General features: G+C 57.5%; 10 protein-coding genes. 7 read left to right on the top strand and 3 right to left on the bottom strand.

Annotation, left to right across the window (positions count from 1 at the left end; translation table 11 throughout):
- The first annotated feature begins 68 nt into the window (after positions 1-68).
- On the top strand, positions 69-1,445 hold the full coding sequence (locus BLP76_RS02630) for a TIR domain-containing protein (RefSeq protein WP_092809320.1): 1,377 nt from the start codon (positions 69-71) through the stop codon (positions 1,443-1,445).
- Here the strand turns inward: BLP76_RS02630 and BLP76_RS02625 are convergent.
- Positions 1,417-2,478: a UDP-N-acetylglucosamine 2-epimerase gene (locus BLP76_RS02625; RefSeq protein WP_170130344.1), complete on the bottom strand. Its 1,062-nt coding sequence runs from the start codon at positions 2,476-2,478 to the stop codon at positions 1,417-1,419. The genes BLP76_RS02630 and BLP76_RS02625 overlap by 29 nt on opposite strands.
- Positions 2,479-3,491: 1,013 nt before the next feature.
- Between BLP76_RS02625 and BLP76_RS02620 the strand changes: the two genes are divergently transcribed.
- The 6 genes from BLP76_RS02620 to BLP76_RS02595 all read left to right on the top strand — a co-directional run bounded on the left by BLP76_RS02620 (position 3,492) and on the right by BLP76_RS02595 (position 10,837).
- Positions 3,492-3,872 (top strand): DUF2267 domain-containing protein, encoded by a 381-nt coding sequence (locus BLP76_RS02620; RefSeq protein WP_092809318.1) that lies wholly within the window; start codon positions 3,492-3,494, stop codon positions 3,870-3,872.
- 184 nt (positions 3,873-4,056) lie between these two features.
- The gene (locus tag BLP76_RS02615) at positions 4,057-4,467 is read left to right on the top strand and encodes a DUF4332 domain-containing protein (RefSeq protein WP_338081406.1); all 411 of its coding nucleotides are present in this window, start codon (positions 4,057-4,059) and stop codon (positions 4,465-4,467) included.
- Positions 4,468-4,884: 417 nt separating this feature from the next.
- Positions 4,885-6,360, top strand: coding sequence for a methylmalonyl-CoA mutase family protein (locus BLP76_RS02610; protein WP_092809316.1), 1,476 nt, complete (start codon positions 4,885-4,887; stop codon positions 6,358-6,360).
- A complete protein-coding gene (gene scpA / locus BLP76_RS02605) occupies positions 6,357-8,522 on the top strand; it encodes a methylmalonyl-CoA mutase (protein WP_092809315.1) in 2,166 nt (721 codons plus the stop codon). The genes BLP76_RS02610 and scpA overlap by 4 nt, the downstream gene beginning before the upstream one ends.
- A gap of 217 nt (positions 8,523-8,739) precedes the next feature.
- Complete coding sequence (locus BLP76_RS02600) at positions 8,740-9,567, top strand: glucose 1-dehydrogenase (RefSeq protein ID WP_092809314.1); 828 nt, start codon at positions 8,740-8,742, stop codon at positions 9,565-9,567.
- Positions 9,560-10,837, top strand: coding sequence for a D-mannose isomerase (locus BLP76_RS02595; RefSeq protein ID WP_092809313.1), 1,278 nt, complete (start codon positions 9,560-9,562; stop codon positions 10,835-10,837). Before BLP76_RS02600 ends, BLP76_RS02595 begins: the two co-directional genes overlap by 8 nt.
- 68 nt (positions 10,838-10,905) lie before the next feature.
- On the opposite strand, the gene BLP76_RS02590 is transcribed toward BLP76_RS02595, so the two are convergent.
- Together BLP76_RS02590 and BLP76_RS02585 are read right to left on the bottom strand one after the other, a co-directional pair.
- Positions 10,906-11,205, bottom strand: a complete 300-nt coding sequence (locus tag BLP76_RS02590; RefSeq protein WP_092809312.1) for a hypothetical protein — start codon at positions 11,203-11,205, stop codon at positions 10,906-10,908.
- Between the two features lie 94 nt (positions 11,206-11,299).
- Positions 11,300-11,983, bottom strand: a complete 684-nt coding sequence (locus BLP76_RS02585) for a hypothetical protein (protein ID WP_092809311.1) — start codon at positions 11,981-11,983, stop codon at positions 11,300-11,302.
- Positions 11,984-12,056: the final 73 nt, after the last annotated feature.

Genomic DNA, 12,056 nt, shown 5'->3' with positions numbered 1-12,056 from the left:
CTACGTCGCCATCTTGGAGTCTTATGCTCTAGACGAAACCGCGCAATTTCGACTGGTTTGGGGGGACGATGCGCCACGCGGGGCACATTTTCGTTGTCTGGGGTGGGAACAGGGTCCTCGCCAGCGCGGTCGTCGACCGTTTGCGGAAGGCAGGTCGAACCGCTGTGCTCGGCGGCGATGAACGCGTCCCCAACCAATCATCTTTCCTCGGGGAGAGAGTCCGCCAGCAGATTATGACTGCAGGCGCCGTGCTTGTCCTAGTGGAAGACACACAATGCAACCGCCTGCCTCACTTCCCGGCTTCAGGGCCTGCGTTTCGTCCAAATATGATGTTCGAATGGGGTCTCGCTCTTGCAACACTACCCCGCAACCTCGTTTCCCCCGCCTTGATCGGCATCAATAGAAGTGAACTACCAAATGACCTCGTAGGCATCTGGGCTCCTACTTTCTGCTCATACGACGCAAACTCAATGGATAGCGTCCACTCTACAGCCGACTCTATAGTCGACAGTTTCGTCTCATACCTCACCTCAGTCAAACCCGAACTTCCTACTTCTCCTTGGGATGGGCTTCTTAGATGGCCTAAAACAGAATCCTACCTTAACAATCTCTTGTCAAACAACCGATCAATTCTTGTAGATCATCTTCAGCTCGTAGTTCCGCACATCGTTATTCCCGCGATTTACGATGGACGCCTGCACGAGCTATCAAAACTTCTTGATTCTTGCATCGTCACCGGCTCTCTTCCGGAGATCGCCCTCGCCAAGAGCATCATTAATTACTATATTTCCTGTCAGACCAGGCCCGAGAGACTTGATGAACTGCGATATCTAAGACAAATTTTTAAAGGGCTACGTGACACGTCTTTTTCCTCGCCATGGGGAAGGGCGATATCATTAAATTTCTTGGGAGTAATTGAACGCAAACTAGCCAGAAGAGATATATATGGAAATACACACGCATCAATAGGTGCATCTCGAGACTATTTGCTTGAATCTGAACGAGAGCTCTCGCACCTCGAACACTCTTACCCCGATGACCCAAAATCTACTTCTCTATGGAAGGGTTTCGTTTATTTTAATATATCTAGGACATATGACAGCCTCGAAATCCCCGCGAATAAGGATATTTTTCTCGATTTTATTACGAGAGCCACCGAACATCGCAGAGAGATATATACTTCTTATAAGAGTTGCGGAGACAGCTGGCGGATTGAATCTGAGTTTCTTGCCGAATGGTTGGCGGCCGAATTAGCTACCCGACGCGCGCAAGGGAAGCCCGACAATGCCATCATAGAAGATGCTCTAGCACAAGTTCGACGACTCTTAAGGGATAATGCTCGCGCCGTCGGGAGACTTCTTTCTCAGCTTGATAAGCATATTGGAGAACATACCGACAATGTTATCCGCCAAAATATTATCGACCTACAGAAGATATTTTCTTAAAAATAAAATTAGCGATTTTTTCGCTTCCCCCAGCCCACTCCTGACGAAGCTTCCTTACTCCAATCTGCTCTCGAGCATAGCGCGCCACCCCACGTATTATAGGTAAACTCGCTGCCGGGTCATGACCAATTAGCCACGCAGGCGCATTGTGCGATAACAGGTATGGTCGCTCTGTTTCATTTCGAAAGACAAGGTGCGGCACAGAGAAAGCTGCACACTCCTCCTGTAAAGTTCCGCTATCACTAACCACGAAACGACTAGACGCAATCAATCTCAAAAACTTATGCCTTTCAATTGGGTTTATTAATATAATATCTTTAATTTTTTTTAATTTTTCCTCTGCGCAGGCATATCTACGATTATTCACCACATAAATATCGTCAACATAATTGCCAATAATTTTCTCTCGTAACGTATTTATTAAGCAAATAAGAGCCGATAGGGGGGTTTCGCGACGATGTACATGCACCACCGCGTGCTCTTTTATAGGTGACCACGTCTGTCGACGCAACATATCGTCATAAACAGTACTATTTGTGAGAATTGCGCAATCATCACGCAGGCACCCTTCTCTCCAAAGATTCATTAAATCAACTTTATCGAAAGCTATGTGAAAGGTAGACAATAAGTCTATTGATCTTCGAAACATCTCTTCTGGAAACGGTGAGGTAATCGAGGGAGCCCTCATACCAGCTTCAATATGGAATAATGGTATACCCTCTTCCTGTGCGGAGATCGCTGCGCTCCAGGCCGTCGTCGTGTCTCCAACACAAGCTATGGCCGCACTTCCGGACTGTCTTGCGGCCGCGCTCACTTGCCCAACAAGCCTTCTTGCTGCTGTTAATATTCCTATTTCGTACTTATTATCGCTATAATCTATCAGATCAAACCGCGACAATTCTTCAGCTAATCTGAATTTTCCTTGAGACGTTCGACATATAATGGGATTTATATTATACCTTTCAAGATATAATATTACGTCTATTAACTTTACCTCTTCGGCTAAAGTTCCTATAGGTATCAGTATTTTCATTGTGAGCCGCATCTTATCATGAATACGTCAATTTCCGTTCGTGCCATATTGATATCGCACAAGCGGGCGCGACCTTTGGACGTCTTCATATTTCCGATCCATCCTCGCAACCACACCCGGCGGATGACCCAGTTTAACGATCCACCAAGCACGATGCGACGCCACAGCCAGTCTTCACCCTGCATTTCTGAACGAATCTGCACATATCGCAGCTCTCCCCGAGAAACTCGATATCTCCGTTTGCCGGGGTAAGTTGCGCGTCGCTTAGAGCTCCTCTAACAACCGCGCACTCATAACTCTACACACAGGCGTACCAGCAACCGAGAGGTCACTGCGTTCGAGGCCTTTCCGCGCTCCCCTCATTATCAGAGGGCCTCGCGGACAACGTTCACCCAAAAGACGCCGGGCTCGCACTCTAATTATCTAGGTTTCCATATATTATTCGATCACTCGATCTGTCTAGTATACTATATAGAGCCCCATTATTCCGATAGCATATAATATCCGATGCAGATAGATAGAATTCATCCACTTTATTTATGCCTTTATACGCCCACATCCTATATATAGCCGGCTCTCCATCTTCGAATGATATCGCCTCACCAAAATATACGTTTCTTTTTCGCTGTATTATGTTTTTTCTACCTATATCCTGAAACGCAGAAAAAACTTCTATCTTCCAGTGAACTCCTATTTTACTCGGCAATGCCATATTTAGCCCCTCCACCTGTGGATAAAGTATTTTTTTAGGTTTTTACCACGTTATGTTGTTACATTCAATTGCGGCGCACTGCTGCACTTTGAACCGTCCATTCGAACTCAACCTAGTGATTTCAATGAAAAGAAACACTCGCAATCCTTGCAGTTAAAACGCCTGAGAGAGACTTTTCGATGGCAGTTCGATCAACAGTATGTAGTACCGGCCCTTCGATCAGGCGAGTGACGATAGCCCCCTTGCCTCCCCTCCTCCCCGCGGCCATAACCCCTCGCCGAAACCTCGCGGGAAAACCCTCATGGAAGAGCTCGTTCAGCGCGTCAGGCGCGCCGTTGATGTCGACGGGGAGACGGCAGAGGCCGCCATCCGCGCCGTGTTCTCCTTCCTCAACCGGGAGGGCCCCGAGGCGGAGATGGCAAAACTCGTCGCCGCCATCGACGGGGCGGAGGATTATGTCGGCCCCCCCCCCGATCAGGATGCCGTCACGCTCGGCGGCCTCGGCGGGCTGATGGGCGGCGGCATCATGGAAATTCTGGGTGCCTTGCAGGGGCTCGGCCTCGACATCGGCCAGATCCAGGTGCTCGGCGAGGAAATCTTCGGCTTTGCCCGCGAAAAGGTCGGCGCGGAGACGACCGACCGGCTGGTGCGCGGCACGCCGGGCCTCTCCCAGTTTCTCTAACACCCCGCAAAAACCCGCCTCTCGGCCGTCCGCCCCATCCCGCATCCGGCCACCCGCGGACCGCTCATATGAGCGCATGTCCGCGCCGCGACCCGTGGCCGCTCACCGCCGCCCGATCTCGGCGCTGGCGTCGTGGGCGAGGATGCGGCTAAATGATGGCGGAGGGGGCTCTTGGAGGACAAGCGTGCCGTCCTATTCCATCTCGGCCATGGAATGCCTGTCGCCTGAGGAATGCGCGGCGTTGAAGCGCGTGCGCATCCGCACGACGGCAAAACTCCTGGAGCGTGCGTCGACGCCGAAGGGGCGGCGGATGCTCGCCCAGGAAACCGGTATCTCGGAAAAATTCATCCTGCGGCTCGCCAATATGGCCGATCTCATGCGCATCCGCGGCGTGGCGGAGGAATATTCGGAGCTTCTCGAAGCCGCGGGCGTCGACACCGTCAAGGAATTGAAGCGGCGCAACGTCGCCAATCTCGTCAAGCGCATGCAGGAGGCGAACGCGGCGCGGCCGATGGTGCAGCTTCTGCCGAGCGAAAAGCGCGTCGCCGGCTGGGTCGAGGAAGCCAAGACGCTGCCGGTGATGCTGACCTATTGAGCCCGCCGGGTTGAGCCCGCCGGGGCGCCCGATCCAAGGTACGGCCCCGAGGCACGGCCCCTCATCTCTCGCCGAGGCGGACCGGCGACGCGGCCCGCCCGCTACCGGGGCCGCCCCTGATCCCCGCGATGCGGCACAATCTCAAAAACCTTTCGACCGAAGATCGGGCGCCACCGCCATCCACACGCCGTTGCCGCCCACATGCCGTTGCCGCCCACATGCCGTTGCCGCCGAGGCTCTTGAGCGATAACGACTATTGGCGAATGGGCGCCCGGCCTTTCAGCCGGTAAGACGCCTCACAAAAGGGGTGCTGCGGAAAGCGGCCGGACCGTGCGGGCGAAGTTTCCCGCCTGTCTTGCCCGCTCGCTTCGCCCAAGAGTAAAACGGCCGCAGCAAAAAGGGCCGGGAGGATCCATCATGTCATCGAGCCAATCATCTGAGGCCTCTTCGCCCGGAACCGGGGCATCAGAGACCGGGCCACAGCGCCCGCCGCTCAACATCTTTCCGCAGCCCTCAGCCGAAGACTGGCGCACACTCGCCGACAAGGCTCTGAAGGGCGCGGATTTTTCCACGCTCCAATCGTCGACGCGCGACGGCATCGCCATCGAGCCGCTTTATCCCCGCGCCGCCGACGCCGCGCCGATCGCCCCGCGCAGCGGCCCCTGGCGGATCGTGCAGCGCATCGACCATCCCGACGCTGAAGCCGCCTCGCGCCAGGCGCTCGCCGATCTGTCCGGCGGCGCCGACGGTCTCGCGCTCATTTTCGATGGCGCACCATCTGCCGCCGGCTTCGGTCTGCCGGCCACCGAGGAGGCGCTTGCCACCGTCCTTGAGGGTGTCGAACTTCCCGCCATCCATCTGCGGCTTGAACCGGGCGACCACGGCGTTCGGACCGCGCGCCGCGTCGCCGCGCTCATCGCCCAGAAAAATGTCTCCCCGGCCGATTGCTCCGTCTCCTTCGGCGTCGATCCGATCGGCCGCATCGCCCGTTTCGGCGGGGATATCTCGTCGGTCGATTTTTCCGCCCTTGCTGCTCTTTTGAACGAACTCAAGACAGCGGGCTTTGCCGGTCCGGTGCTGGAAGCCGACGGGCGCATCTATCATTCCGCCGGTGCGAGCGAGGCGCAGGAGCTTGCCGCCGTGCTTGCGACGATCGCGGGCCTTGTTCGCGGTCTTGCGGGCGAAGGGCTTTCACCCGGCGAAGTCCTGCCGAAAATCGGCGTCACGCTCGCCGCCGGCCACGACCAGTTCGCCACCATCGGCAAATTCCGCGCTATGTCGCTTCTCACCCGCCGGCTCGGCGAAGTCTGCGGTGTGGCGGACTTTTCCCCGCGCCTTCACGGCGAGACGGCGTCGCGCATGATGATGGCGGCGGACGCTCACAACAACCTCATCCGCACCACAATCGCGGCCTTTTCGGCGGCCGCCGGCGGGGCTCAAACCCTTGCTGTGCTTGGCTTTTCGTCCGCTCACGGCCTGCCCGATCGCGCTGCGCGCCGTTATGCCCGCAACATCCAGCATTTGTTGATGGCGGAATCCGGCATACATCATCTTGATGATCCCGCCGCCGGTTCCGGCGCCGTCGAAGCGTTCACAGACGCCCTTTGTGAGAAAAGCTGGGCAGAGTTTCAGGCGATCGAAGCCGAAGGCGGAATTCTGAAAAGCCTTATCGATCAAGTCTTTACCGGGCGCATCGCGAAGGCGCGCAAGGCGCTTCTTGACAAGATCGCGGACGGCGCCTCGCCCTTTGTCGGCGCGACGCTCTACCCCAATCCGAAGGAACCGGAGGTTTCCGTGGAAGCTTCTGAGATTAAACCACAATCCGGACTTCTCACGCCGCTTTCGGCGGCCGAAATCACCGCCCTCACGGCCAAAGAAGAGGTGCCGGCATGAGCCCGCTTCCCGATTTCCGCCAGATCGCCTGGCAAAAGCCCGAAACCGCGCCGAAAACTCACGAACAGGGCTCCTGGACCGCGCCGGAAGAGATCACGCTTTCCCCGCGGCCCGGCTCGGACGAGATCGAAAACGTCGATTTTCTAGAGACTTACCCGGGAATCGCGCCGTATCTCCGCGGCCCCTACCCGACTATGTACGTCCAGAAACCGTGGACAATCCGCCAATATGCCGGCTTCTCCACGGCGAAGGAGTCGAACGCCTTCTACCGGCGCAATCTCGCCGCCGGTCAGAAGGGCTTGTCGGTCGCCTTCGATCTCGCCACCCATCGCGGCTATGACTCTGATCATCCACGTGTTTCCGGCGATGTCGGCATGGCGGGCGTGGCCATCGATTCCATCCTCGACATGCAGGAACTCTTCGACGGCATCCCGCTCGACAAGATGAGTGTGTCGATGACGATGAACGGCGCCGTGCTCCCGGTGATGGCTTTATACATCGTAGCGGCTGAAGAACAGGGCGTCGCCCAGAAGGATCTTTCAGGAACGATCCAAAACGACATCCTGAAAGAATTCATGGTCCGCAACACCTACATTTACCCGCCGACGCCGTCTCTTCGCATCATTTCTGACATATTCTCCTACACTGCAGAGAATATGCCGCGCTTCAACTCCATTTCGATTTCCGGATACCATATCCAGGAGGCCGGGGCGACGGCGGATCTTGAGCTCGCCTACACGCTCGCCGACGGCATCGAATACGTCCGCGCCGGCGTCAAAGCCGGGCTCGACGTCGACAAATTCGCACCGCGGCTGTCCTTCTTCTTCGGCATCGGAATGAATTTTTACATGGAGGTGGCGAAGCTTAGGGCGGCCCGCCTCCTCTGGGCGAAGCTCATCAAGGAGAACTTTTCTCCCTCCGATGCGCGCTCCTTGTCGCTGCGCACCCATTGCCAGACCTCCGGCTGGTCGCTTACGGCGCAGGACGTCTTCAACAATGTCGCGCGCACGGCGATCGAGGCGATGGCGGCAACGCAGGGCGGCACGCAAAGTCTCCATACGAATTCACTCGACGAAGCCCTTGCGCTGCCAACGGATTTCTCCGCCCGCATCGCCCGCAACACGCAGCTCATCCTCGCGCTTGAATCCGGCACCACCGACACGATCGACCCGTGGGGCGGCTCGTTTGCGGTCGAGAAATTGACGGACGATCTCGCGCGGCGCGCCCTTTCCCATATCGAAGAGGTCGAAGCCCGCGGCGGCATGACGAAGGCGATCGAAGCCGGCCTGCCAAAACTCCGCATCGAAGAAGCCGCCGCGAAAACACAGGCGCGCATCGATTCCGGCAAACAGGCCGTCGTCGGCGTCAATCTTTATCCAAGCGACGAAGAACCGGAGATCGACGTCCTCAAGGTCGACATCGAGGCCGTGCGTCGCGAGCAGATCGACAAACTCACCCGCCTCAAGGCGGAGCGCGATCCGGCAAAACTGCAGGAAGCACTCGCCAATCTGACGAAAGCCGCCGAAAGCGGCGAAGGAAATCTGCTCGCCCTCAGTGTCGAAGCGGCCCGGGCGCGCGCCACGGTCGGCGAAATCTCCGACGCCATGGAGAAGATCTTCGGCCGCCACATGGCCGAGGTGAAGACCTTGTCGGGGGTCTACAAACGCGAGGTTGGCTCAATGAATCAACCCGTCGAAAAGGCTCTGAAAATGACGGCCGAATTCGAGCGCGCCGACGGAAGACGGCCGCGCGTTCTCGTCGCCAAGATGGGCCAGGACGGGCACGACCGGGGCCAGAAGGTGATCGCCTCGGCCTTCGCCGATCTCGGCTTCGACGTCGATGTCGGCCCCCTCTTCTCCACGCCGGACGAAGTGGCGCGCCAGGCGGTGGAAAACGACGTGCACGTCGTCGGCGTCTCCTCTCTCGCCGCGGGCCATCTGTCTCTCGTACCGGCGCTCCGGCAGGCGCTTGATCGCGAAGGTGCCGAAGACATCATGATCGTCGTCGGCGGCGTGATCCCTCCGCAGGATTTCGAGGCACTGAAGAAAGCTGGAGCTTCAGCAATTTTCCCTCCAGGAACCGTGATTGCGGAATCGGCGGCGAAGCTCTTGCAAGAGCTCAATCACCGGCGGGGCTATCATAGCCAGGAAGCGGCTGAGTAAAACCTAGGGCCCGCAGGGCAGTTGCGAGCGGTTTGAAGCCGCCTCGCAATCCGCTTGAAAACAAATCGGGGCGCCGACGCCTGGCCGCGCCCTGCAGATATCGCTCGGCATGACAGCGATCATGCAACGGGCTCGGCATTTCTCCGTTGCGTTATTGATCCCATAAACAACGGAGGGTGATCCCTTGACCGAGATCCCACCGCAAAGCCAAGACCGCATGCCGGGCCGAGAGAGCGAACTCACGCCACCGGCCGAGCATATCCGAGACAGCTACAGGGGTGCCGGCCGCCTTGCCGGAAAGCGTGCGCTCATCACCGGCGGCGACAGCGGTATCGGCCGCGCCGTAGCATTGCATTTTGCCCGCGAAGGTGCAGCTGTCGCGATCGTCTACCTGCCGGAAGAAGCCGATGACGGGCGAGAGGCGGTCCGTCTGATTGAGGCGGAGGGGGCACAGGCTCTTGCCGTCGAAGGGGACCTGCGCCGGCCGGAATTCTGCAAAGACGCGGTTGAAAAGACCGTCGAGACCTTCGGAGGTCTGGACATTCTGGTTGCAAATGCCGGCATTCAGAAAGTGGCCAAGGATGTGACCGAGATCTCCGATGCCGACTGGAACTGGCATTTCGACGTCAACATACATTCGATCTTCTATCTCAGCCGCGCAGCCATGCCGCATCTCGGCAAGGGCAGTTCGATTATCAGCTGCACCTCGGTCAACGGCTTTCTAGGAGACGAGGATCTCGTCGCCTATTCGAGCACCAAAGGGGCGATATCCGGGTTTACCCGGGCTCTGGCCAAGCAAATCGCCAACCAGGGCGTGCGGGTCAACCAGGTTGCGCCAGGCCCAATCTGGACGCCCATCCAGCCCGCCAGCTGGGGCCGCGTGGATCCGAAAAGCATGCCCGAGATGGGTAAAGATACGCCGATGGGCCGGATCGGCCAGCCCGCTGAAGTCGGCCCTGCCTTTGTTTACCTGGCAAGCGAAGACGGTTCCTACATTACCGGCCAAACGATCCACGTAAACGGCGGCATGATCGTCAATGGTTGAACCTCTCGCACTTTTCGGAGCGGAGCCCGGCAACTGGCTCGTCCAACGCCAGCACCAGGCCTGGCTCCGAGCGGAAGGTCGCCGGCTTCTCGACTTTTCCAAGCCTTCTCTGGTTCCCCATGGCTTTGCTGCGCTCGATCTCGATGGCCGCCTGCCGGACAAGCCGGTTGCCGAAACCATCGTGACTGCGCGCATGGTGCATTCTTACGGGCTCGGCATGCTGCAGGGCCTTCCCGGGTGCATTCCCCTTGTGGATCACGGTCTGGCTTCGCTCGCATCGGGGCCATTACGTGACAGTGAAAACGGCGGATGGTGGCTGCGGGAACCGGATGCGGGTGCGCCCAGACGTAAGCAGGCCTATGCGCATGCCTTTGTTGCGCTCGCAGCCTCAACAGGTTTCATCGCAAAGCGACCGGCCGCAAAGCAGCTGCTTGAGGAAGCGATCGATGTGATCGAGACGCATTTCTGGCATGAAACGGAAGGTGCGATGCGAGAGAGCTTCGCCTCAGACTGGAGTGACGAAGAGGACTATCGCGGCGCCAACAGCAATATGCACTCCCTGGAAATGTGCCTCGCGCTTGCGGACGCCGTCAATGCACCGAAATGGCGTGAACGCGGGCTTCGCATCGCCAACCGCCTGATCCACGATTATGCGCGCGCCAATGATTACTGCCTCCCGGAGCATTTCGACCGCAACTGGCAGGTCTTGCGCGATTACAACCGCGACAAACCGGAGGACGACCTTCGTCCCTATGGCACGACGCCGGGGCATTCTCTGGAATGGTCGCACCTGCTTCTCAAGCTGGAAGCAGCACTTCTCACTCATGGAGAGACGCCGCCTAGCTGGCTCCTGGAGGATGCCATCGCTCTGTTTGAGACAGCGATGCACCTCGGATGGGCAGCCGATGAACGGCCGGGCATCGTCTACACGCTCGATTGGAACGGCCGGCCCAGCGTTCCCGAACGAGCTCATTGGGTGCATGCGGAAGCGGTCACTGCCGCGGCCACGCTTTTCAAGCGAACGGGCAGAAAACTCTACAGCGAGTGGTACCAACGTCTCTGGGATTATATCGATCTTGCCATGATTGACCGCGAACGCGGGGGATGGCTGAACGAAGTCGATGCCGAAGGGCGCGACAGCGAGCGCATCTACGAAGGCAAGCCAGACCTCTATCACGCGTTTCAGGCAACGCTGACGCCCCTCCTGCCCGCAACGCCGAGCATCGCTGTCGCGCTCGCGCAGCAAGTGGACAGATTTGGGCAAGAGTAGAAGCGGCGACGCAGGCGCCGCCGCCTCCGGGTTTCAAGCAGCAAAGCAGCAGTGCTCAGCCGTCCATTTCATTGGCAGGCCACGTTGTGGTTGGCAGAGATCCACGTCAGCGCATTGCGGTGCGCACAACAGGCCGGGCAATTGAGGTTGTTGAGAACCTCCGGCGGATTGTCGAGCGTGCACCGGCCGAGCTCGCTCGTCGGGATGTTGGCGCAGGCACTCGCATCGTCGGCCTGAGCAAGCTTTTTCAACGCCTGCGCCACCACCTGTGTCGAGCCCTCGGTCTTAACCTCGCTTGAAACCGCGGGCACAGCCGTTGCGGCCAATATCGCGAGAGCGGCAAAGCCGGAAAGAATATATTTTTTCATTTCCGCATCTCCTTCGTCCTACAAGTTGACTTGCAACATCCATTATATTCTACTTCCCTCATGTGGCAATATTTTTTTCAGACGTGCTTTATTTCTATGACTTACTAGCAAATATCACTTGACTTGGAATGATTAGCTTTTCTTGAAGTTTTTCTCCAGCAGCAACCAATTCGAAATTTGCAGAAGATTCTACACTCCATCCTGAGTTAATGTCGAAAATCAAACTTGTATTTCCAGCGGGCACATCGACAATTATTCCTGCACCGAATGACTGCAAGATGATCGTCCCAACATCGAACTTCTGAGATGCGAACATGAAGAACGCCTTGTCGGTTGGCGTGATGACGACGAGGCCGCCGACCGTGACGTGAAAGGCGCAATAATTGCCGCCGACAGCGGAATCCCCAATGATGCCGCAAGTGTAAGCCGTCTTGCTCGAATTCTCGATCTGGAACCGCCCCTCAAGATCGCCGGTTTGGGTGGTGAGCGTGCCCGGCTCCGAAATGACCGCCACCTGCGAGGGCGCGATCTTGGTTTTCGATTGGGGGCGGACGACCTCGTAGGGGGTCAGCGGATCGGTCGAAATATAGGCTTCGTAGGTCGCGTCCCAGCTGACGTAGTTGGACGAGAGAAGCGACGAATTCGTGCACCAGACCGTTGGTTGGCCGGTTCTATCGGCTGAGGTCACTGCGCGAAGCACGTAAAGCCGGGCTCCCTGCTTGCTCAACTGGGTGAGTGTCGCGTTATCAAGTTCGATGGTGACGTCACGCGAGGCCATGCCATTATCCGATTAGAAAGCCCGGCACCTGGCAACCAGGCGCGAATTTTAACTGCGCAGTAGAAAAAGGAAG

The organism is Afifella marina DSM 2698 (assembly GCF_900102695.1).
GTDB classification, from domain to species: Bacteria; Pseudomonadota; Alphaproteobacteria; order Rhizobiales; family Afifellaceae; genus Afifella; species Afifella marina.
The sequence above is the reverse complement of the archived record's forward strand: the minus strand, read 5'-3'. Positions and strand labels throughout refer to the sequence as shown.

Bases quoted from the DNA above. Each gene is read 5' to 3' on its own strand.
- BLP76_RS02630 (WP_092809320.1), top strand. From the start codon at position 69: ATGCGCCACGCGGGGCACATTTTCGTTGTCTGGGGTGGGAACAGGGTC.
- BLP76_RS02625 (WP_170130344.1), bottom strand. From the start codon at position 2,478: ATGAAAATACTGATACCTATAGGAACTTTAGCCGAAGAGGTAAAGTTA.
- BLP76_RS02620 (WP_092809318.1), top strand. From the start codon at position 3,492: ATGGAAGAGCTCGTTCAGCGCGTCAGGCGCGCCGTTGATGTCGACGGG.
- BLP76_RS02610 (WP_092809316.1), top strand. From the start codon at position 4,885: ATGTCATCGAGCCAATCATCTGAGGCCTCTTCGCCCGGAACCGGGGCA.
- scpA (WP_092809315.1), top strand. From the start codon at position 6,357: ATGAGCCCGCTTCCCGATTTCCGCCAGATCGCCTGGCAAAAGCCCGAA.
- BLP76_RS02600 (WP_092809314.1), top strand. From the start codon at position 8,740: ATGCCGGGCCGAGAGAGCGAACTCACGCCACCGGCCGAGCATATCCGA.
- BLP76_RS02595 (WP_092809313.1), top strand. From the start codon at position 9,560: ATGGTTGAACCTCTCGCACTTTTCGGAGCGGAGCCCGGCAACTGGCTC.
- BLP76_RS02590 (WP_092809312.1), bottom strand. From the start codon at position 11,205: ATGAAAAAATATATTCTTTCCGGCTTTGCCGCTCTCGCGATATTGGCC.
- BLP76_RS02585 (WP_092809311.1), bottom strand. From the start codon at position 11,983: ATGGCCTCGCGTGACGTCACCATCGAACTTGATAACGCGACACTCACC.